This window comes from Gammaproteobacteria bacterium, from assembly GCA_036383255.1.
Classification (GTDB): Bacteria; Pseudomonadota; Gammaproteobacteria; order Natronospirales; family REEB76; genus DASUBN01.
This window is the reverse complement of the sequence record DASVOS010000012.1, coordinates 76,792-98,514: the sequence shown is the minus strand read 5'-3', so window position 1 is coordinate 98,514 and position 21,723 is coordinate 76,792. Positions and strand designations below refer to the sequence as shown.

The 21,723-nt window shown below is 67.3% G+C and carries 20 protein-coding genes; 10 read left to right on the top strand and 10 right to left on the bottom strand.

Annotation, left to right across the window (positions count from 1 at the left end; translation table 11 throughout):
• Positions 1 to 157 precede the first annotated feature (157 nt).
• A complete protein-coding gene (locus VF651_08195; protein HEX7965681.1) occupies positions 158 to 760 on the top strand; it encodes an HNH endonuclease in 603 nt (200 codons plus the stop codon).
• A gap of 116 nt (positions 761 to 876) precedes the next feature.
• Here VF651_08195 and VF651_08190 read toward each other — a convergent pair whose 3' ends face one another.
• Positions 877 to 1,761 (bottom strand): DUF4412 domain-containing protein, encoded by an 885-nt coding sequence (locus VF651_08190; GenBank protein ID HEX7965680.1) that lies wholly within the window; start codon positions 1,759 to 1,761, stop codon positions 877 to 879.
• Positions 1,762 to 1,897: 136 nt separating this feature from the next.
• Here VF651_08190 and VF651_08185 point away from each other — a divergent pair, with 136 nt between their 5' ends.
• Entirely contained in the window at positions 1,898 to 2,770 is an 873-nt protein-coding gene (locus VF651_08185; GenBank protein ID HEX7965679.1) for a fructosamine kinase family protein, read from the top strand.
• 6 nt (positions 2,771 to 2,776) lie between these two features.
• Here VF651_08185 and VF651_08180 read toward each other — a convergent pair whose 3' ends face one another.
• The 8 genes from VF651_08180 to VF651_08145 all read right to left on the bottom strand — a co-directional run bounded on the left by VF651_08180 (position 2,777) and on the right by VF651_08145 (position 15,217).
• Positions 2,777 to 4,087, bottom strand: a complete 1,311-nt coding sequence (locus VF651_08180; protein ID HEX7965678.1) for an ATP-binding protein — start codon at positions 4,085 to 4,087, stop codon at positions 2,777 to 2,779.
• Positions 4,088 to 4,228: 141 nt separating this feature from the next.
• Positions 4,229 to 5,572 (bottom strand): sigma-54 dependent transcriptional regulator, encoded by a 1,344-nt coding sequence (locus tag VF651_08175; protein HEX7965677.1) that lies wholly within the window; start codon positions 5,570 to 5,572, stop codon positions 4,229 to 4,231.
• A gap of 80 nt (positions 5,573 to 5,652) precedes the next feature.
• Positions 5,653 to 6,858, bottom strand: coding sequence for an FtsX-like permease family protein (locus tag VF651_08170; protein HEX7965676.1), 1,206 nt, complete (start codon positions 6,856 to 6,858; stop codon positions 5,653 to 5,655).
• An 11-nt stretch (positions 6,859 to 6,869) separates the two neighbouring features.
• Positions 6,870 to 8,180: an ABC transporter permease gene (locus tag VF651_08165; protein HEX7965675.1), complete on the bottom strand. Its 1,311-nt coding sequence runs from the start codon at positions 8,178 to 8,180 to the stop codon at positions 6,870 to 6,872.
• Positions 8,181 to 8,190: 10 nt separating this feature from the next.
• Complete coding sequence (locus VF651_08160) at positions 8,191 to 8,904, bottom strand: ABC transporter ATP-binding protein (GenBank protein HEX7965674.1); 714 nt, start codon at positions 8,902 to 8,904, stop codon at positions 8,191 to 8,193.
• 15 nt (positions 8,905 to 8,919) lie between these two features.
• Positions 8,920 to 10,221 (bottom strand): efflux RND transporter periplasmic adaptor subunit, encoded by a 1,302-nt coding sequence (locus VF651_08155; protein HEX7965673.1) that lies wholly within the window; start codon positions 10,219 to 10,221, stop codon positions 8,920 to 8,922.
• Positions 10,222 to 10,471: 250 nt separating this feature from the next.
• Complete coding sequence (locus tag VF651_08150; protein HEX7965672.1) at positions 10,472 to 11,680, bottom strand: FtsX-like permease family protein; 1,209 nt, start codon at positions 11,678 to 11,680, stop codon at positions 10,472 to 10,474.
• Between the two features lie 222 nt (positions 11,681 to 11,902).
• A complete protein-coding gene (locus VF651_08145) occupies positions 11,903 to 15,217 on the bottom strand; it encodes a S41 family peptidase (protein HEX7965671.1) in 3,315 nt (1,104 codons plus the stop codon).
• A 270-nt stretch (positions 15,218 to 15,487) separates the two neighbouring features.
• Between VF651_08145 and VF651_08140 the strand changes: the two genes are divergently transcribed.
• Together VF651_08140 and ltaE are read left to right on the top strand one after the other, a co-directional pair.
• Positions 15,488 to 16,054: an OmpH family outer membrane protein gene (locus VF651_08140; protein ID HEX7965670.1), complete on the top strand. Its 567-nt coding sequence runs from the start codon at positions 15,488 to 15,490 to the stop codon at positions 16,052 to 16,054.
• A gap of 21 nt (positions 16,055 to 16,075) precedes the next feature.
• Complete coding sequence (gene ltaE, locus VF651_08135; GenBank protein ID HEX7965669.1) at positions 16,076 to 17,086, top strand: low-specificity L-threonine aldolase; 1,011 nt, start codon at positions 16,076 to 16,078, stop codon at positions 17,084 to 17,086.
• On the opposite strand, the gene VF651_08130 is transcribed toward ltaE, so the two are convergent.
• Positions 17,083 to 17,901: a DUF817 domain-containing protein gene (locus tag VF651_08130; GenBank protein HEX7965668.1), complete on the bottom strand. Its 819-nt coding sequence runs from the start codon at positions 17,899 to 17,901 to the stop codon at positions 17,083 to 17,085. The genes ltaE and VF651_08130 overlap by 4 nt on opposite strands.
• Positions 17,902 to 17,952: 51 nt before the next feature.
• On the opposite strand from VF651_08130, the gene VF651_08125 reads away from it, so the two are divergent.
• The 6 genes from VF651_08125 to VF651_08100 all read left to right on the top strand — a co-directional run bounded on the left by VF651_08125 (position 17,953) and on the right by VF651_08100 (position 21,663).
• A complete protein-coding gene (locus VF651_08125; protein HEX7965667.1) occupies positions 17,953 to 18,600 on the top strand; it encodes a fumarylacetoacetate hydrolase family protein in 648 nt (215 codons plus the stop codon).
• Complete coding sequence (locus VF651_08120) at positions 18,585 to 18,788, top strand: acetyltransferase (GenBank protein ID HEX7965666.1); 204 nt, start codon at positions 18,585 to 18,587, stop codon at positions 18,786 to 18,788. The genes VF651_08125 and VF651_08120 overlap by 16 nt, the downstream gene beginning before the upstream one ends.
• 72 nt (positions 18,789 to 18,860) lie before the next feature.
• Positions 18,861 to 19,838: a deoxyhypusine synthase family protein gene (locus tag VF651_08115; GenBank protein ID HEX7965665.1), complete on the top strand. Its 978-nt coding sequence runs from the start codon at positions 18,861 to 18,863 to the stop codon at positions 19,836 to 19,838.
• 16 nt (positions 19,839 to 19,854) lie between these two features.
• Positions 19,855 to 20,421, top strand: coding sequence for a cysteine hydrolase family protein (locus VF651_08110; protein HEX7965664.1), 567 nt, complete (start codon positions 19,855 to 19,857; stop codon positions 20,419 to 20,421).
• Positions 20,422 to 20,426: 5 nt separating this feature from the next.
• Positions 20,427 to 21,137 carry an SIMPL domain-containing protein gene (locus VF651_08105; GenBank protein HEX7965663.1) on the top strand — a complete coding sequence of 237 codons (711 nt, stop codon included), beginning with the start codon at positions 20,427 to 20,429 and terminating at the stop codon, positions 21,135 to 21,137.
• Between the two features lie 43 nt (positions 21,138 to 21,180).
• On the top strand, positions 21,181 to 21,663 hold the full coding sequence (locus VF651_08100) for a protease complex subunit PrcB family protein (GenBank protein ID HEX7965662.1): 483 nt from the start codon (positions 21,181 to 21,183) through the stop codon (positions 21,661 to 21,663).
• Positions 21,664 to 21,723: the final 60 nt, after the last annotated feature.

Sequence of the window (21,723 nt, the reverse complement as noted above, 5' to 3'; positions counted from 1 at the left end):
ATCCCGTCATTTGGGCCGGGGCCAGTGTAGCGTGCCCCGGTGCGTTTGCCACCCCGCGCGGCGGGCAGTTCCCAGGCTCGTCCTGGGCTTGGCGTTGCTTTTTAAGCCTATTACTGCAATATTTTGCCCAGCCTATTCAGGGCCTTGAGGATATAGGGTGTACGACCTTTCCCAAGAAGTGCTCCGCACCGATGCGGCAGGCCAGCCGCTGGAGTGGATCGACTATCAGGATGCCGTGAAGCTGTATCACCTGGACCAGGTGGCCTACAGCTACGGCAGCCCGCTGTATCGCCTGCACGGCGGCATCTGCGCCAAGAGCGGCCGGCGCAGCGTCATCGAAGTGAACTCCATCATCGCCACCTACGGCAACAGCGTCGCCTCGGCCAAGGCGCGCAAGCACTATGTGCCGCCGCTCAACAACCATACCCTGTTCAAGCGCGACGCCCACGTCTGCATGTACTGCGGCAAGCGCTTCGCCTCCGGCGAGCTCTCCCGCGAGCACGTCACGCCCCTGAGCCGCGGCGGGCGCGACACATGGACCAATGTGGTGGCGGCCTGCAAGCGCTGCAACAACCACAAGGCCGGGCGCACCCCGGAGGAGGCGCGCATGCAGCTGCTCGCCATCCCGTTCACCCCGAACCACGCCGAGTACATCTTCCTGAAGGGCCGGCGCATCCTCGCCGACCAGATGGAGTTCCTGCTGGCGCATTTCCCGCGGAGTAGCCCGCTGCATCGGCGCGTGAAGCAGCTGCTCGCATAAAGTAGAAACCCCGCCGAAGCGGGGTTTCTTTTTCCTTGGTCTTCGTTGCCGTCCCTGGCGCTGTTTCCAGCCCCGCCATCCCTGGCGGGGTTTCTGTTTTCATGGCACGGGGCGGGTCAATGGCCGCCGTGCTGCATCATCTCGTCCATGCTGGTGGCGGTGTAGCCCGCCGGCACCTCGAACTTCGCACTGTCCAGCTTCTCGGTGGTCACCGACTTGAAGGTGGTGGTCACGGTGCTGGACTTCATGGTGCGGGGGTCGAAGGCCTGGCGCGTGGTCTTGAGGGCGAAGCCCTTGCCCATCACCGCCGACATGGACTGGGCCATGGGGCCCATCTTGGCGGTGAGCTTCTGCATGCCGTCGCGCATCGCCTCCAGCGTCTTGTAGTCCGCCGCCGGGACGCCGAACGCGGTGGGCGGCTCGTCGCTCATGCACATGGTGGAGGTGGCGCGGCCGCCCACGCTCATCTGCATGTCCTTGCAGCGGTGGCCGGCGACGGTCTCGGTGGTGCCGAGGTCCTTCATCTCCACGTGCATGCCGCCCTGCATCGCGGCCATGGGGTTGCCCGCGGGGGCGCCGCCGCGTGCCGCCATCATCTTCTCCATCATGGCGCGCTGCTCCGGCGTCATGTTCGCCATGGCGGCCTGCATCTTCTGGTTGGCGTCGTCCATCTCGCCCTGGTGCGCCGCCATCTGCGCCTGGGCGGCCTGCATCTGCTGCTGGCTCTGGGCCTGCTGGGCGCCGATCTGGCCCGCCGCCTTGTCATCGAACACCAGGTACTGCTTCTTCTCCGGCATGAACACGCTCATGGTGTTGGCGGCGGAGTCGTACAGTGCGAAGCCCTGGTGGGCGCCGTCGGAGAACTCCATGCGCACCTTGCCGTCCTTCACGAACAGCTGGCTCACCGCCTGGCCGGCGTCGTTGACCGAGGTGATGTGCGTGTCGGCGAGCGCGGGGACCGCGGCGGCCAGGAGCGCGAGCAGGATGGATGTCCTCAACATACGATGCCTCCCAAATGGCTGTTTTGGATGACCGGCCCCCGGCCGGGCGTTCCATACTACTCCGCCCGGAGGCCGGCAGCCGGTACAGTATCCGACGCAGCGCCGCAGCCGGCGTTGACGCGAGGGCGCCAGACCCATGCAGGACATGACGTTGCAGGCCGCGGTGGAACGGCAGTTGGAGGTCTCTGGGCCGTGGCGCTGGCAGGCCTTGGGGGAGGGCGTGGGCGGTACCCGTTGGCGGGTGGAATCCTCCGCGGGCGCCTGGTTCGTGAAGGGCGGCGATGCGGACGTCCTCGCTGCGGAGGCGGACGGGCTCAAGGCTCTCGCCGCCTGCGGCGCCATGCGCGTACCGCGGTTGCACGCCGAGGGCAGCGTCGGGAAAGGCGAGGGCTACCTCGTCATGGAGTGGCTGGAGCTTTCCCGCGGCGCATCCGCCTCCGGTACGCGCCTGGGTGAGGCGCTGGCGCGCCAGCATCTCGCGCCGGCGCCGCGCTTCGGCTGGCCGCGCGCGAACTTCATCGGCGCCACGCCGCAGTTCAACCGCGAGGGCACGGATTGGGCCGCGTTCTTCCGGGAGCAGCGCCTGGGGTTCCAGCTCAGGCTCGCAGGCGAGGACGGCCACCGGGGCGCGCTGCAGGAAGAGGGCATGCGTCTCATGGAGGGATTGCCGCGGTTCTTCGCCGGCTATGCGCCGGCACCCGCGCTGCTGCACGGCGACCTCTGGAGCGGCAACTCGGGCGTGGTGCGCGAAGAAGGCCCCGTGGTGTTCGACCCGGCGGTGTACCGCGGCGACCGGGAGGCGGACCTCGCCATGACCGAGTTGTTCGGCGGCTTTCCGGAGAGTTTCTACGCCGCCTACCGGGCCCACGCCCCGCTGGACGCGGGCTACAAGGTGCGCCGCGACCTCTACAACCTCTACCACGTGCTGAACCACCTCAACCTGTTCGGCGGCGGCTATCTCGATCAGGCTTTGGGATTGGTGCGCAGGCTCAACGCGGAATTGCGCTGAGCCTGGTCAAGCTGGCAGCCATACGCTGACCAGCAGACCTCCCTCGCTGCGGTTCGTGAGGCTGAGCCTCCCGCCATGCGCTTCCACGATCTCGCGGCAGAGCGGCAGGCCAAGGCCGGTGCCCGACTGCTTGGTGGAATAGAAGGGCAACAGGGCCTGCTCCAGCACGTCCTCGCTCATGCCGGGGCCCGCATCCGCCACCTCCAGGCGCAGCCCCTGCGGGGCTTGGCGCACCGTGAGCGTCACCGCCTCCGGCGGCGAGCCGGACTCGTGGGCGTTCTTGAGCAGGTTGATGAGCACTTGCTGCATCTGGGTCGGGTCGAAGCGTGCGCCATCCTCCGGCAGGGATCCGGTGAGGGTGAAGGGCGCCAGGCCCTCCAGCGAGGCCACGAACGTCCGCCATGACACGGTCTCGGGCTTGGGCGCCGGCAGCTTGGCGAAGCGCCCGTAACCGTCGATGAAGTTCTTGAGGTGCAGGGCCCGCTCCTCGATGGTGGCGAACACGCTCTCGAGCTTCGCCGGGTCCGGCTGGCGTGCCAGGATGCGGCCGGAATGAGCCAGCGAGGTGATCGGCGCGAGCGAGTTGTTGAGCTCATGGCTCAAGACCCGTATCACTTTCTTCCAGATCGCCACCTCCTGCCGGTTCAGCTCGCGGGTGAGCTGCTTGAACAGGTACAGGCTGTGGCGCTGGGCATTGAGGGTGAAGCGCTCGCGGGAGAGATAGTAGATCTCGTCGTCCTCGCCCTCGCGGCGCACGCCGAACATGCCGTCGCGCCCGCTCTGCACCGCCTCGCGCAGAGCCTCGGGCGCGCCCTCCAGAACCTCGGCGAAGGCGCGCCCCTCGAAGCGGCGGCCTGCCTGGAACAGCTGGCGCGCGGACACGTTGCTGTACACCACCCGGTCGTTCGCGTTGGTGAGCACCAGCGCCCAGGGCGTGCTCTGGATCACGGTGTCCAGCAGGAGCTCCCGCTGGTACAGGTCGTGTCGCTCCGCCCGCAGCACGTCGCCGGCGGCGTTGTAGTGGCGCACCAGCGTGCCCAGCTCGTCGTCGCGTCCGGGGTTGAGGCTGATGCTGAAGTCGCCATCCTGGAAGCTCGCGACGCCGTCGTCCAGCGCAGTGAGGAGACGGTTCACGGGGCGCATGAAGCGGCGCACCGCGTACACCGCGAACGGCACAGCCAGTACCAGCGCGGCGCAGGCGCCACCCAGCGTCGAGCCGAGCAGGTCCACCGCCACGCCCGCCGCTAGCGCGGCGAACACCACCAGCAGCACCGCCAGGGACGCGAACTTGCCTTCCAGGGATCTGCGGAATCTCATCCGGCCAGTTTAACCGGATGGAACAGATTCGGAGGATGGATTTTCGCGGGCAGTAGAAAGGCAGCGCGATTTCTCGCTCCGCTATCTTGCTACGCGAGAAATACCGGCCTGCACATCCCTGTGCAGGCGTTCATAGCTTAGCTATGAACCCTTCTCTATCCCGAACTTCTCCATCCGCCGGTACAGGGCCTGGCGCGAGAGTCCCAGCTCCTGGGCGGCGGCAGCGATCACCCCGCCGTGACGCGCCAGCACTGCCTCGATGTCCGCGCGGGTGGGTTCCTGCGCCGGTTCCGCCGCAGCGGCGGCACGCGGGGCCGCGAGGCCGAGGGCGGCCACGCCAACCACCGCGCCCTCCGCCAGCAGTGCCGCGCGGCGCATGCAGTTCTGCAATTCCCGCACGTTGCCGGACCATGGGTGCTCCAGCAGCACCCGTTCAGCTTCCGGCGCGAGCGTGTGGGCCTCGCCCAGGAACGCGCGCGCCAGTGGCAGCACGTCTTCGCGCCGTTCCGCGAGCGGTGGTACATGCAGTTCGATGACGTTGAGCCGGTAGAACAGGTCTTCCCGGAAACGGCCCTCGGCGATGGCGTGGCGCAGGTCCGAGTTGGTGGCCGTGACGATACGCACCTTCGCCTTGCGCGTCTGGGTAGAGCCCAGGCGCTCGAACTCGCCGGTCTGCAGCACACGCAGGAGCTTCACCTGGCCTGCCAGCGGCAGGTTGCCGATCTCGTCCAGGAACAGGGTGCCGCCGTCGGCGGCCTCGAAGCGCCCGGCACGGGCCTTCTGCGCGCCGGTGTAGGCGCCGGCTTCGGCGCCGAACAGCTCGCTCTCGATGAGCTCAGCCGGCAGCGCGCCCATGTTCACCTTCACGTAGGGGCCGCCCTTGACCGAGGAATTGGCGTGGATGATGTCCGCCACCTTCTCCTTGCCGGCGCCGTTGGGGCCGGTGATGACCACCGGCACGTCGGCGTGGGCAACCTGGGTGGCGATGCCGACCAGCTGTTGCATGGCGGGGCTCTCGTACACGATGCGGCAGAGGTCGAACTTCGCCGCGAGCTTGTCCCGTGCCGCGCGCCGCTCCTCCGCCTGCAGGCGCTGGCTGCGCCTCAGTTCGCCGAGCTGGATCAGGTTGCGCACCGTGGTCACGAGCTTGGCATCGTCCCAGGGCTTCGCCAGGTAGTCCGCGGCGCCGGCCTTCACCAGTTCCACTGCGTCCTCGAGATGGGTCCAGCCGGTGAGCAGGATGATGGGCAGGTCCGGGTGGCGGCGGCGGATCTCGGCGAACAGCGCCGCGCCCTCGCGGCCCGAGGTGGTGTCGCCGCTGAAGTTCATGTCCTGCACCACGAGGTTGACGGACTCGCGCGCCAGCAGCGCGAGACCCGCCTCAGGCGTGAGCGCGCTCAGGGTGTCCAGGCCATGCAGCCCGAACAGCACCGACAGTGCCTCGCCGATGGCCTTGTTGTCGTCGATGACGAGGATCTTCCCCAAGTCCCACCTCTGCATAAAAAACCCGGCGAGCGTGGGCTCGCCGGGTTCCAGTTTAGACGCTCCGGAGTCTCAAGGCAGCGTCAAACATTCCGCGTGGCGATGGCCGGCGGGATCGCCGCGGCCTTCAGCGCCGGCCCCAGCACCGCCAGCAGGCCCAGCGCCCACAGCGACAGGATGCCCACCGGGATGTAGTACCAGGAGATCGGCGGCAGGTCATACAGGTTCACCAGCCAGTAGTTGAGCGCCACCGCGAACACGCTGCCCAGGGTCACGCCGATGCTGGTGATGAGCCAGTTCTCGGTCATGAAGTAGCGCACGATGTCCACGCGGCGGGCGCCCAGCGCGCGGCGCGTGCCGATCTGGCGGGTACGCTGGCGCACGCTGAAGCTGGCCAAGCCGACGATGCCGAGCGCGGTGATGCTGAGGATCAGCGCCGTCACCAGCGACAGCATCACGGTCATGGCGTGGTCGCCGGAGTTGGTGTTGTCGCGGTAGAAAGCGAGCGGCCGCACGCGGCGCAGGAAGTTGCCCACGTGCTGCTCGCCGAGCTTCTGCTCCGCGGCCTTCATCACCTCGTCCTGCTGGCCGGGCAGCGTGCGCACCAGGTAGCGCGTGTACTCGCTCTCCAGCACCGTCGGGAAGATGATCTGGCGCTCGAAACCCTCCCAATGGGGCCAGGTGCCCTCCAGGGTGTCCACGATGCCGACGATGGTGACGCCGGAGGTGCCCTCGTAGAAGTTCTTGCCCACGGCGTCCTGGCCGGGGAACACCTTCTCGGCGAAGGCACGGCTCACGATCGCGAGCTTGGGCGTGGTGTACTTGTCGCCGTCGACGTACTCCACCTCCTCATGGGTGAAGTTGCGGCCTTCCACCAGCTTCACGCCCAGCGCGTTCAGTGCGTGTTCGTCCATGTGGTACACGCCCATGCTGACCGAGGACTTGGGGTGCTCCTCGGCCACCGGCGTCGCGCTGTCGCTCCAGCCGCCGCCGCTGAGCGGGATGGACTGGGTATAGGTGGCGTCCACGACCCCCGGCAGGCTGCGCAACAGGTCGAGGTTGGCGCGGATCGCGTTGCCGGCGTTGTAGTCCGGCTTGTAGGCAGCCATGTTGACGATGAGGATGTTGTCGACGTCCATGCCGGGGTCGCGGGCCATCTTGGCCGTGCGGTCCTGGATGATGAACACCGCGTTGCACACGATGGCCAGCGTGAGCGCGATCTGCAGCGCGATCAGTATCGCGCCGGTCTTGTTGCGCAGCATGGCGCTGAGGATGGGACGGATCTCCATGTGCGGCTCCTTTACTGGACCTTGAGGTAGATGGCGGGCGGGATGCGCACCACGCGCCAGGCGGGATACAGGCCGGCCAGCATGCTCGAAGCCAGCGCCAGCAGCAGCGACAGCCCCACCATGCTCCAGTCGAGGCGCGCGATGTGCCCGCTGTCCGAGATCAGGTGGCGCACGCCGGCGAGGCCGCCCCAACCGAGCAGCACGCCCAAGAGGCCGCCGCTCACGCCGATCACGCCGGTCTCGACCAGGTACTGGCGGAACAGCGCCATCTTGCTGGCGCCGACGGCGCGGCGCAGGCCGATCTCGCCGGAGCGGCGCAGGAACTTGGCCAGGATCAGGCCGATGGTGTTGAGCATGCACACCGCGAGGAACATGAACGAGAGGCCCACCAGCGCCTTGCTGTCCTTGCTCACCACATGGTTGTAGGTGAGCCAGTCGGTGACGTCGCGCAGGTGGTTGTTGAGGGGGCGCTGGAAGCGGCCGAGCTTCTTCTGCTCGTTGACGTAGCCGTCCAGGAAATCATGGTAGGCGTCGCGGTCGGCCGTGGTGGGCAGCTCCACCCAGTACTGCAGCCACACGCACTCCGAGTTCAGGTGGCCCTCGAAGCTGTTGTCGGCCGGCGGCCCCCAGCAGCTGTTGTTGCCGTTGATGTGCAGCTGCATGGAGGAGACCAGGTTGAAGGGGACGAACACGTCCTCCGGGTCGCCGAACTGGTCGTTCTCCAGGTCGTAGAACTTGGGCACCGGCGCCCATTTCTTGAGCACGCCCACCACCCGGAAGCGGCGGTTATTGAGCACGATCTCCTTGCCCACGCTGTTGGCGCCGCCGAACAGCTTCTCGTTCTGCTCCTGGTTCAGCACCGCCACCTGTTCGGCGTTCTGGTCGGCCTCCTTGCTCCAGGGGCCGCCGTACTCGAACGGCACCTCGAACATGGAGAAGAAGTCGTTGTAGGTGACGCGCGCCACCACCAGGTCCGGCTTCGCGTCCGGCTTGTCGGACTGCAGCACCAGGGCCGAGGTGAAGCTCAGGTTCTGGTGCGGGGCCTTGGCGGCCTTCATCAGCGCCTGCCCGTCACGGTAGGTGACCTGGGTGGGCGGTTCGTTGGGCTCGTCGTAGGCGGCGTTCGGCGACCAGTTGTCGAGCTGCACCGCGTAGAGCCGGTCGCTCTTGTCGGGGATGGGGTTCCCCGACATGGAGTGGAACACGGCGAGGGTGGTGGTGGACATGCCGATGCCGATGGCCACGGCGCCGATCATGAGCGCGGTCAGAATCGGATCGCGCTTGAGGCTCAGCAGGGCGAGACGCAGGTTGTAGAGGAACATGGTTTTCTCCTCAGGCCTGGACGCCGGCTTCACGCTTGGCGCCGGAGGCGGGCACGGCCTTGAGGTCCATCACCTGGCCGTCCAGCACGTGCACGCTGCGGTGGGCGCGGCGCGCGAGTTCCGGGTCGTGAGTGACCATGACGATGGTGGTGCCGTTGGCGTTGATGCCCTCCAGGAGGTCCAGCACCTGGCGCGCCATCAGCGAGTCCAGGTTGCCGGTCGGCTCGTCCGCGAGCAGTATGCGCGGCTCGCCCGCCAGCGCACGCGCGATCGCCACGCGCTGCTGCTGGCCGCCGGAGAGCTGTGAGGGCAGGTGCTTCATGCGCGAGGCCAGCCCCACCACCTCCAGCGCCTGCTGGATGCGCCGTTCGCGCTCGGCGGCCTTGAAGCCGCGGTAGCGCAGCGGCACGTCCACGTTGTCGTGCACGTTGAGGTCCGGGATCAGGTTGAAGCTCTGGAAGATGAAGCCGATGCGCTCGTTGCGGATGCGCGAGCGGCCGTCGTCGTCCAGGTGGCTCACGTCCTCGCCGTCCAGCATGTAGGTGCCGTGGTCGAAGGACTCGAGCATGCCGGCGATGTTGAGGAAGGTGGTCTTGCCGGAGCCGGAGGGGCCCATCACCGCCACGAACTCGCCTTCCTTCACCTCCAGGTTGAAGTCGCGCAGGGCGTGGGTCTGCACCACGTCGGTGCGGTAGATCTTGCTGATGTTCTGCATGCTCAACATGGGGCTTACTCCTGGTTATTTCAGGTATACCGTGTTCGCGTTGTCGAATCCGCTGGTGTCGGAGATCACGAGGGTGTCGCCCTCCTTCACGCCGTCCAGGATCTCCACCTGGCCGATGCTGGCGGCGCCGGTGTGGATGGCGGTGCGGGTGGCGACGCCGTCATGCACCAGGTAGGCCACGTTGCCGCCGCCGGCGTCCAGGAACGGGCCGCGCTGCACCATCAGCACGCCATCGCGCGAGTCCATCACGATTCGCACCTGCACCTGCTGGTTCTGCTTCAGGCCCTTGGGCGGGTTGGCCGCGAAGCGCACCCGGCCGGTGACCAGGTTGTTCTGCACTTCGGGCGAGACCGCGGTGAGCTTGCCCTGGTAGCGGTTGCCGCCGTAGCTGATCTCGGTGGCCATGCCGAGCGCGAGGCCGTCGGTATAGGTCTCCGGGATCTGGATCTGGATCTCCATCTGGGTCAGGTCCACCACCGTCATGATCGGCTGGTTGGGCGTGACGTTGGTGCGCTGCTGCACCGCGATGTTGCCGACCATGCCGTCCACCGGCGAGCGCACCGTGAGGCCGTCGTAGCGGCGCTTGAGGTCGTTCACCAGGAGCTGCTCGCGTTTGACCTGCAGCTCCTTGGTCTTGACGTCGAAGTTCAGGCCTTCCTTGTCGAGCTCGGTGTTGGCCTTGGCGTTGTCGAAGTTGAGCTGGGCGGCGGCCAGGTCGTCCTTCGCCTTGGCATAGTCGTGCTCGCTGATCACCTTGTAGCCCCAGGCGGCCTCGGCGCGCTTCATCTCGCGGCGCGCCGCCTCCAGCGTCACGCCGGCCTGGTCCACGCTTTCCTGGCTCGCGAGCGCGGCCTTCTTGGAGTTGATGCGGGTGCGCTCCAGGTCAGTCTGCATGGAGAGCAGGGTGGACTGCTCCTGCTGGTAGCTGCTCGTGAGCTCGGGGCTGTCGATCTGCGCCAGCACCTGGCCCTTCTTGACCGCGTCGCCCGCCACCGCCTTGAGCGTGACGGTGCCGTTCACGTCGCTATAGAGCGTCGGGCTCACGGCGGCCACCACCTGCCCATCCACGGAGACGTCCCGCACGAACAGCCCGCGCGTGACCTGGGCGAGCCGCACCTGGTCCAGGGACACGGTGCGTTCGGCCTTGGCCCAGCGCATCAGCGCCGGCAGGGCCAGCGCCAGCAGCACCAGCGCGCCGATGCCAGCGCCGATATACCAGCGGCGGCGCTTGCGCTGCTGGGGGGTGTTGTCCACCGCGACGTCCTGGCCGGAGGTGTCGCGGATCTTCACGATCTTCTGCAGGTTGTTGGTGTTCATGCTGTGTACGTAGCAAGCCCCGTGCCAATGTCCTGTTCTTGTGCGCATGCCGCGCCGGACCTGGGGTCCTTCACGCCGGATGCGCTCCGCAGCGGTCCTTTTCCGCGTCCGCGGACACCGTCCCGTGTCCGCTCGAGTGTCCGCGCGGACACTCCTTAATACCCGTTCTCTTCTTCACGTACATTTGGATGCGCCGCCCCCGCAAAGGGTTGCAGTAGCGCCGGAAATAGTCCCGCCGCGGGGAGGGACTTCAGGTGTTGCGCGTGGCGATGGAGGGTGGGATGGCGGAGGCCTTCAGTGCCGGCCACAGCGTCGCGAGCGCGCTCAAGATCCACAGGCTGAGCGCGCCGAGGGGAAGGTAATACCAGGCGAGCGGCGGCAGGTCGTAGAGGCTCACCAGCCACAGGTTCAGCGCCACCGCGAAGGCGCTGCCGAGCGCGATGCCCATGGCGGTGATGAGCCAGGTCTCCAGCATGAAGTAACGCAGGATGTCGCGGCGGCGGGCGCCTAGCGCGCGGCGCGTGCCGATCTCGCGGGTGCGGCGGCGCACGTTGAAGCTGGTGAGGCCGGCCAGCCCCAGTGAGGTGATGGCGAGGATCAGCGCGGCGACGGTGCTGAGCATCGCCGCCATGGCCTGGTCGTCCTGGTAGCTGTTGTCCCGGTAGGAGTCCAGGGAACGCAGGCTGCGAACGAAGGCGCCGGTGTGCAGCGCGTCGAGCTTCTGCTGCGCCTCCGGCATCACCCGGTCCCGCTCGCCGGACCGCGTGCGCACCAGGAAACGGCAGTACATGCCGGTGAACACCGCCGGCATGAGCACGGTGCGCTCGAAGCCGGCCCAGTGGGGATGGAAGCCCTGCAGGCGCTCGACGACGCCGATGATGGTATGCGGCTGCAGGCTATCTTCGCTGTAGATCGTCCTGCCCAGGGCACCACCGCCGGGAAAGAGTTCGTCCGCGGCGGCCTGCGTCACGATCGCCACCGGCGGGATGCGGTAGCTGTCTGAATCGGCATAGCGCACCTCGGCGGCGTTGAAGCTGCGGCCGGCGATCAGCCTGAGGCCCAGGGTGTCCAGGCCATGCTCGTCCACATGCATCACGGCCGCCACCTGGGAAGGGGCGGCGAGGTCCGCGCGGGTGCGGAAGTCCCGGGTCCAACCTCCCAGGCTCAGGGGGAACTGGTGCACGGCCGAGGCGCTCACCACCCCCGGCAGGGAACGCAGGGTGTCGAGATACCGGTGGATGGCGTTGCCGGAGTCGTAATCCGGTGCGTAGCCGACCGTGGTGACGTAGAAGATGTCGTCCATGGCCAGGCCCGTGGGGCGGCCTATCATCGCCAGTCGGTCGTGGATGATGAACACGGCGTTGCAGGTGATGGCCAGTGTCAGCGCCACCTGCAGCACCGCCAGTGCCACGGCGGTCTTGTTGCGCTTCATGGTGCGCAGGATCGGCAGGATCTCCATGGCTCGCCCCCAGGTCCGTTTCCTGATTGATGCACGGGACGCCTGGAAGGTCGCAGACCCAAATGAACGCAAGCGGGCGCAGGAGCCGCCCTGGATTGCACGCGTAGCAGGATGCACAGTGCTCAACGTGGCTGACGCACCAGGGACGGTGGTGTCATGACGGCAAAAGAAACGGCGGCCTCGTGGCCGCCGTTCAGTGAAGAAATTTTCTTATTCAGTGATTCAATCATGCCCCTCGGGCGGGTAAGCCGGCAGCAGCGGCGGGACCGGCGGGAGCTTCAAGGGGTGCGCCTTGATCTTCTCCATGAGGTATTTCACCGCGGCGTCGAGTTGCGCGTCCTTGCCCTTCACCACGTCCCCCGGCAGGTTGTCCACCTGCATGTCAGGTTCCACGCCGTGGTTCTCCATCACCCACTGCGAGTCGAGCCCGTAGTTGGTGCCTTCCGGCACGGTGATGTAGCCGTTGTCGAGCAGCGGCCAGTTGCCGCGGATGCCGCGCACGCCGCCCCAGGTACGCATGCCGATGAGCGGCCCCAGGCCGTACTTGCGGAAATAGTACGGGAAGATGTCGCCGTCCGAGGCCGAGTACTCGTTGATGAGGCACACCTTGTAGCTGTTGGACAGCACCGGCGGGTCGGTGAACTGCGCCTGGTGGCGGTTGCTGGACATGCCGGCCAGGACGCGGCGCAGGCGCTCCAGCAGGATCTGGTCGATGAAGCCGCCGCCGTTGAAACGGTCGTCGATGATCAGGCCCTGCTTGTCCACCTGCGGGTAGAACTGGGCGATGAATTGCTTCATGCCGTTGGAGCCCATGTCGTCCAGGTAGATGTAGCCGATCTGGCCGCCGGAAGCCTCGTCCACCACCTCGCGGTTGTGCTGGATCCAGTCGTCCTGGCGCAGGTTCAGCTCGTCGTGGAGCGTCTTCACGGTCACATCATGCCGGCCCTTGCCTGCGGCGTCGTCCGCCACGCTCAGCGTCACGGTGCGGCCGCGCGTGCCCACGAACAGGCTGTAGATGTCGGTGGGGGCCTTGAGCTCGCGGCCGTCCACCGCCAGCACGAAGTCGCCCTCATGCACGCCGAGGCCCGGCTCCGTCAGCGGCGAGGCGAAGTCGCCGCGGGTGTTGTCGCCGGCATAGATCTTCTGGATGAACCAGCGGCCGGACTTCGCGTCCAGCCCGTAGTCCGCGCCCAGCACGCCCGTGGCGATGAGGCCCCGGTCATCGTTGAGGTCGCCGCCGCCCACGTAGGTGTGGGAGTTGGAGAGCTCGCCCTGGATCTCGCCGACGAGGTAGTTCAGGTCCTCGCGGTGGCCCAGCAGCGGCAGCAGCTTGGCGTAGCGGGCGTGGATCTCCTCCCAGTCCACCCCGTTCATCTTCGTGTTCACGAAGAAGTCGCGCTCCAGGCGCCAGGCCATGTGGTACATCTCGTCCCACTCGGCCTTCGGCTCGACGCGCATCTGCATCTGCGAGGTGTCCACGTCCTTGGGCTTGTCGTCGCCATCGGCGGGCTGGAGCTGGAACTTGCCCTCGCCGTTCACCAGCAGCAGCGTCTTGCCGTCCGCGGAGAGCGCATAGGCGCCCGCGTCGTCGCTGACGCTCTTGTCCTTGCGCTTCTCCATGTCGAAGCTGCGCAACGTGCTGTGCTCGCCCGCGAGCGGGCCATCGATGGTGAAGTTAGGCAACGTCAGGTAGTAGAGCTTGCCGGACACGGCGGTGAGGCCGGCGTAGTTGTCCGCCGGCACCGGCAGCGCGACCGCGCGGCGCATCAGGCCGTCGAGGTCGATGTGCAGCGGCTTGGCGCCGCCCTTGTCCTTCTTGTCACTGCCCTCGTCCTTGGCGGGGATGCCCTCATCCGAGCGCGGCGCGAAGGGGGAGGGCGCGTCCTTGTCCAGGGTGGCGGCGTAGATGCCGAACATCTTCAGCGTGGCGATGTTGAACTCGCTCTGGCTGAAGGTCGGGTTCTCGTGGCGCGCCGACAGGAAGTACAGGTACTTGCCGTCCGGGTCGAACACCGGGTTGAGGTCGGCGTCGAAGCGCGAGCTCACCAGCGTGGACTTGCCGGAGTCCAGGCTGTACAGCCAGATGCCGGGCTGCTGGTTCTCGCGCTGCTTGCGGTAGGCGATCCACTTGCCGTCCGGCGACCAGGCGTAGTCGTGCATCTCGAAGTAGGGGTCCTGGTCCACCTTCACGGCCTTGCGCGACTTCACGTCCAGCCACCACAGTCGCTGCTCGTTGTCGCTGAACATGAGCTTGGAACTGTCCGGCGACCAGGTGGGACGGTAGAAGTAGCCGGCCTTGAACGAGGTCAGCACCTGCTCGGCGCCGCCCTCGGAGGGCCGGATCGCGACCTGGTCCTCGCCCGAGGCGTCGGTCACGTAGGCGATCCATTTGCCGTCCGGCGACCAGGTCGGGTTCTCCTCCTTGGCGCCGGAGCTCTGCGTGAGGTCGCGGGTGTTGCCATGCTCGGCGGGCAGCGTGAACAGGTCTCCGCGCGCCTGCAGCAGCACGCGCTTGCCGTTCGGCGCCACGTCGAAGTTCGGGCCGCCGGCCGGATCGCTGCTCTGGATGTACTTGGAGGCGTCCACGTAGCGCGGGTTGGTCTGCATGCCATCGTCAGGCACGTCCACGCTGAGCTTGTGCAGCGCCTCGGAAGGCAGGTCCAGCACGTAGAGCGAGCCGCCCTGCTGGAACACGATGCCGTCCGACCCTAAGCTCGGCCAGTCCACGTCGTAGTCGGTGAAGTGGGTCACCTGGCGCATCTGCTTGCTGCCGGTGTCCATGGCCCACAGGTTGAAGCGGCCGCCGCGGTCGGAAGCCACGTAGATCGTCTTGCCGTACCACATCGGGTCCAGGTCCGCGCCCTTCGAGTCCACCGCCAGCTCGTCGGCGCCGGTGTCGAAGTGGTGGATCCAGGCGTTCTGGTGCATGCCGCCGGTGTAGCGCTTCCAGGTGCGGAAGTTGGTGAAGATGCGGTTATAGGCGATGGCCTTGCCGTCGGGACTCCAGCTGAACGCGCCGCCCTTGTCGAGCGGCATCAGCTTCTCCTCGCCGCCCTCCACCGGCACAGTGAAGTAGCGGCCGAACCAGCTGTTCATGGAGCTGCGGCGCGACAGGAACACCACGTTCTTCGAATCCGGCGTCCAGCCCAGCACCATGTTGTCGGGTCCCCAGCGTTCCGGCGCGCTGTCCACCACGTCGGAGTGGAAGGTGAGGCGGCGGGCTTCGCCGCCGCCGGCCGGGATCACGTACACGTCGGTGTTGGCCTGGTATTGGCCGGTGAACGCGATCCACTTGCCGTCCGGCGAGTAGCGCGGCATGAGGTCGTAGCCGGGCTCCGAGGTCAGGCGCTCGGCGCGGCCGCCCTTGCGGTCCACCCGCCACAGGTTGCCGTGGGCCTCGAACACGATGCTGTCCCCGTGGAGGGTGGGGAAGCGCGCCAGCGTGGTGCCGGCCTGGGCGTCGCTTAGGGCCATGAGCCCCAAGCCCAGGGCCGCGAGCCAGGCGGCTTGACGCAGGAAACGAGTGCGCCGTGACATGCATGAACTCCTTGAAGATTGAAGGGAGGTGACGGATCGGACGGCGTTCTTATATAGAGCCGTGAGGGTTGGGACCGGCGGCCCCCGCTTTAGGTTCCCGGCTCGAGGACGCACCCCGGGTCCTAGCCGGACCGGGCATCCTCCGCCGGGAGACCTGGGGCCGTCAAACCCAGTGGCCCGGGACCGTCAACGCAAGGTATCCTGATGCGGTTACAGACCGTAACCCCGGCCGCAGGGACCGGGGTCCCACCATCCAGGAGTATCAGCATCATGCGTCAAGGATTCCTCGCTGCCGCGACGTTCGCGGCCGGCCTGCTCGCGCTTTCCCCGGCCCATGCCGCCACGGCGCCGGCCCCCAAGATCGCCGTGCTCGACGTGCAAGCGGTGCTCAGCAACTCCCAGCGGGGCCAAGACGCCACCAAGGCGCTGCAGCAGAAGGCCACCGACCTGCGCACCCAGGCCAATGACCTGAACGACAAGCGCAAGGCGCTCAAGGACCAGCTCGACAAGGCCGACGGCAAGTCCTCGGACCATGACAAGCTGCTCAAGCAGTTCCAGGACGCGGACACCGCGTTCCAGAACTTCGTGCAGGAAGGCAACCAGCTGGTGGAACAGCGCCGCATCGAGCTGCTCAAGCCCATCCAGGAGGAGCTGCAGAAGGTCGTCACCCAGTTCGTGAAAGACCAGCACATCGACATCCTGCTCAACAAGGGCGCCGGTGCGCTCATGGCGGGCGATGCGTTCGACGTGACCAACAAGGTCACCGAGGCCATGAACAAGGACTGGGCCACCCAACAGGCTGCTTCCCCGGCTCCGGCCGCGTCCACCAAGCACTGACCTAGAGAAGCTTCGCGGCGCATGATCGACCTGCGCAGCGACACCGTCACCCGCCCCACCGCCGCCATGCGCCAGCGCATGGCGGCGGCGGAGGTCGGGGACGACGTGTTCGGCGACGACCCCACCGTCAACGCGCTGCAGGCGCGCATGGCGGAGCTGACCGGCCACGCGGCCGGCCTGTTCTTCCCTTCCGGCACCCAGTCAAACCTCGCCGCGCTCATGGCCCACTGCGGCCGGGGCGAGGAGTTCGTCATCGGCGCGCTCGGCCACAGCTTCAAGTACGAAGCCGGCGGCGCCGCGGTGCTGGGCAGCCTCTGGCCCCAGCCCCTGGACTACGAGCCGGACGCCACGCTGGACCTACATAAGGTCGCGGCGCTCATCAAGCCGGACGACGCCCACTTCGCGAAGACCCGCCTCCTGGTGCTGGAGAACACCCAGAACGGCCGGGTGCTGCCGCCGGCATATCTTCCGGAGGCCGCCGCCTTCGCCCGCAAGCATGGCCTCGCCCTGCACCTGGACGGCGCCCGCGTGTTCAACGCAGCGGTCAAGCTCAAGGTCCCCGTGAAGGAGATCGCCCGCCACTTCGACTCGGTGTCCCTGTGCCTGTCCAAAGGCCTCGGCGCGCCTGTCGGCTCGGTGCTGGTGGGTCCGAAGGATCTCATCGCGCGCGCCCACCGCATCCGCAAGATGCTGGGCGGCGGCATGCGCCAGGCGGGCGTGCTGGCGGCGGCTTGCCTGCACGCGGTGGAGCACCACGTGGAGCGCCTGGCGGAGGACCACGCGAACGCCCAGGCGCTGGCGGAAGGGCTCGCGGGCCTGCCGGGCCTGAAGCTCGACCCCAGGCTGGTGCAGACCAACATGGTGTTCGCGTCCATGGCCGAGCCCGCGAAGGTGGGCGCGCTGGCGGAGCACCTTCAGGCACAGGGCGTCGTGATACTGCCGAACCCTAATTTGAGGCTGGTGACTCATCTCGATGTGAGTCGTGACGACGTCACCAAGGTCATCGCCGCGTTCAAGAGCTTCTTCCGCTAGACCGTCTCCTCCGCTGCCATCGCAGCCGGCGCTTCAGCTTCCATTGCCTTGGGTCTGTGCACCAACGACACCAGCACGAAGCTGATCATCATCAGCAGCCACCAGGACACGAGTTTGGACGCGCTCACGAAGGACCAGCCGTGGCGCTGGTTCGGGTACACCCACACCGAGTAGAAGGTGGAGACGTTCTCCGCGAACCAGATGAACAGCGCCACCAGGAAGAAGCCCAGCATCAGGGGCATCTTGAGGTAGTGGTCCGTGACCCTGAAGTGCACCACCGTGCGTCCGTACAGCAGCAGCGCCGCAGCCAGCAGCACCCAGCGCAGGTCCGGGATGTAGTGGTGGGTGAAGAAGTTGAGGTAGATCGCCGAGCCCAGCGCCACCGTGAGCGGCAGCGGAGGGTAGTGGCTGAAGCGGAACTCGAATACCCGCCATACCCGCGCGAGGTAGCTGCCCACCGCGCTGTACATGAAGCCCGCGAACAAGGGCACGCCGGCGACGTGGATGAGCGAGGGGCCGGGATAGTTCCAGGAGCCGATACCGGGCGCAGTCTTGAAGAGTTCCATCCCCGTGGCCAGCAGGTGGAACGAGGCGATGACGACGAGCTCCCGCGGCTGTTCCAGCCGGGTCGCGAGCAGCAGGAACTGGAAGCCCACCGCCGCCAGGAACAGGAAGTCGTAGCGGTACAGGCCCGGGAACGGGTACCAGAAGGCGGTGAGCACGATCACGCCCAAGAGCCAGCCGCCGAACAGGCAGGCGTAGGCCTGCTTGAGGCCGAACACCAGGAACAGGTGCAGCGCCGTCTTAAGTCTCATCCGTCCTCCCGGCATAGAATATAACCGTACCACCGCAGCCGAGGTTCGCAGATGGCATTCGAAGGCCTGGATGACCTGCCCGACACCCGCCGCATCTTCTGCGTCGGCCGCAACTACGCCGACCATGCCCGCGAGATGGGCAGCATGCTTCCGCCGGAGCCGATGATCTTCATGAAGCCGGCCACGAGCCTCGTGCTGGAAGGGACGTCCCTGCACCTGCCGCGCGGGCGCGGCAGCGTGCACCACGAGATGGAACTGGTGCTCGCGCTCGGCCGCGAGGCGGAGGAGGTGGAGCCGGAGGCGGCGCTCTCGCTGCTGGCGGGCGTGACGCTCGGCCTCGATCTCACCCTGCGCGACGAGCAGGCGCGCCTCAAGCAGTCCGGCAGCCCCTGGGAACTGGCCAAGGCCTTCGACGGTAGCGCCGCCGTCGGCACCTTCGTGCCGGCGCCGCTCAAGTTCGACCCGCAGGCGGTGCAGATGTCCTGCCGCGTGAACGGCTCGCTGCGCCAGCACGGCAACACGGCGGACATGCTCTTCACCATCCCCGCGATCCTGGCCTTCCTGAGCCGCCGCTGGCGCCTCTTGCCGGGGGACCTCATCTACACCGGCACGCCCGCGGGCGTCGGCCCCCTGGCCTCGGGCGACCACATCGAGATCGAGGCGGCGGAGATAGGCCGCTTCGAATGGACCTGTCTCTGATGACCCCGGAACAGGGCAAGCGGCTGGCGGAGGCCGTGCGGGAGGCCTGCCTGAAAGCCGCCCGGGAGGGTTACGAGCAGGCGGCCATGAGCGGCCTCTGTCACGAGGGCGCGGTGGAGGCGTCGCTGGACGCGGTGCGCATGCTGGATATCGCCGCGCTCGTGGAGCAGGTCAAAAACCGCGTCTGAGGTCTCGCCCCTGGAAGGTCCGGGGGCTACAATTTGCCCCTTTCGACCGTCCATCCCGGGAGCCCAGGGGCCGTGACCAACACCAAAGCCGTCGCCGAATTCGTCCGTCACCATTACCGCCACTTCAACTCCGCCGCGCTCATAGACGCCGCGGACGGCTACATCAAGCTCATGAAGGATGGCGGCAAGATGATGGTGACCCTGGCGGGCGCCATGAGCACCGCCGAGCTCGGCCTCTCGCTCGCGGAGATGATCCGGCGCGACAAGGTGCAGATCATCACCTGCACCGGCGCGAACCTGGAGGAGGACATCTTCAACCTGGTGGCGCACGACCACTACGTGCGCGTGCCCAAGTACCGCGAGCTGTCCCCAGCCGACGAGCAGAAGCTCCTGGACCGGCACCTGAACCGCGTCACCGACACCTGCATCCCCGAGGGCGAGGCGATCCGCCGCATCGAGCACGCGATCCTGGCCGAGTGGCAGGCCGCGGACAAGAAGGGCGAGCGCTACTTCCCCCATGAGTTCTTCTATCGCCTGATCCGCTCCGGCGTGCTCAAGCAGCACTTCCAGATCGACCCCAAGGACTCATGGATGGTGGCGGCCTGCGAGAAGAACATCCCGATCATCGTCCCCGGCTGGGAGGACGCGACCCTCGGCAACATCTTCGCCGCCCACTGCATGAAGGGCGACATCAAGAACGTGCACACCGTGCGCACCGGCATCGAGTACATGATGTTCCTGGCGGACTGGTACCGGAAGAACTCCGGCGGTCCCGGCGTGGGCTTCTTCCAGATCGGCGGCGGCATCGCCGGCGACTTCCCGATCTGCGTGGTGCCGATGCTGGAGCAGGACATGGAGCAGGCCACGCCGCTGTGGGCCTACTTCTGCCAGATCAGCGACTCCACCACGAGCTACGGCTCGTACTCGGGTGCGGTGCCCAACGAGAAGATCACCTGGGGCAAGCTTGCGGCGGAGACGCCCAAGTTCATCGTCGAGTCCGACGCGACCATCGTCGCGCCGCTGATCTTCGCTTGTGTCCTAGAGGGTTGATCGCAGGCGCATCCCGATGCAGAAGATCCCGAAGAACGCGGCGCTGATCCTCATCGACATCCAGCAGGGATTCGACGACGCCAAGCATTGGGGTCCGCGCAACAACCCCGGCGCCGAGGCGCACGCGGCCGAGTTGCTGAAGGCCTGGCGCGCGAGCGGCCGGCCGCTGTTCCACGTGCAGCACCGTTCCACCAGCCCCCGCTCGCCGCTGCGGCCCGGCCAGCCGGGCTGCGAGCTGAAGCCCGAGGTGCGGCCCCTGGCGGACGAGCCCGTCATCGGCAAGCAGGTGAACAGCGCGTTCATCGGCACCGACCTCGAGGCGCGCCTGCGCGCACTGGACATAAGCACGCTGGTCATCGCCGGCCTCACCACCGCCCACTGCGTCTCCACCACCACGCGCATGGCGGGCAACCTCGGCTTCCGCGCCTTCCTCGCCGCCGACGCCTGCGCCACCCATGCCCAGACGGGCTATGATGGCCGCCCCTACGATGCCGAGACCGTGCACGCCCTGGCGCTCGCCAGCCTGCACGGCGAATTCGCCCAGGTGACCGACACCGCCGACATCCTGCGCTCACTGGAGTGACTCCCTTGAGATACGCGCTGCTCGCATCGCTGCTCGTCCTGTCCACGTCCGCGTTCGCGGACGGCCCGCCGCGCGACCCCTACATCCAGGTGAACGGCCACGGCGAACTCAAGGTCGCGCCGGACGTGGCCTACGTCTCCCTCAGCGTCGAGAAGACCGCCGCCGATGCGAAGGCCGCCCGCGCCGACGTGGAGGCCCGCACCGCGAAGGTGCTCGCCGTGGCCCGCAGGCTCGGCATCGCCGACAGGGACATCGAGGCGCCCGCCGTCACCGTCTACCCCGAGTACCAGTGCGTGACGAGCAGCCTCAGTAGCGGCTGCACCAACAAGCTCGTGGGCCAGCACGTGAGCCGCGCCGTCACGCTCACGCTGCGCGACCTCTCCCGCTACGGCGACCTGGCGGACGGACTGTTCGCCGCGGGCGTCACCGACTTGGGCGCCGTGGACCTGGACCGCAGCGATCGGCGCGTACTGGAGGAGAAGGCGCGTGCCCTCGCGGTGCAGGACGCCTACGGCAAGGCGGCCGGCCTGGCGAAGGCCGCCGGTGCGGACTTGGGCGCGGTCTTCAGCATCACCGAGCAGGGCGGCGGCTACAACGGCCCGCGTCCCGTGGCGATGGCCATGGCCAAGTCCAGCGACGAGGCCCAGCCCGAGTACCTGAACGGCAAGATCGACATCGCCGCCGACGTGGCGGTGTACTACCTCATCGGCAAGTGACCCTTGCCCATATCCAGAAGCAGGTTTTCCAACGGAGGATGATATGAAGAGACTGTTGATCATCGTCGCGGCGCTGGCCGCAGGGCTCGTGGGCTGCGCCAGCGGCGGCGGCACCGAGGTGAACGGCGCCACCATCCTGCAGACCGGTCCCCACAGCGCGGTCAAGGACCAGGGCACGCGCGAGGTGCACGACCAGGCGGCGCTCGATGCGCTCTGGAAGGAGACCTACGCGACCGCGTCCAGCCCGCCCGAGATGCCCACCGTCGACTTCACCAAGCAGACCGTGGTGGCCTACTTCCTCGGTGAGATGAAGCACGGCGGTTTCAAGCTCTCCATCAGCCGCGCCGAGCCCTCGCCGAGCGTGCCGAACAGCTTCGACGTGGACGTCACGGTCATCAAGCCGGGCGACAACTGCCATAACACCACCCAGGACATCACGCATCCCTACCTCATCGCGGTGGTGCCTGTGGCCGGCCAGCAGATCACGTTCGACACCCAATCGCGCCAGATGCCGCCTTGCACCTGATGCAAGCCGTGGCCTGAGCCAGGAAGAGGGCCGCGCGAGCGGCCCTCTTTTTTACGATAA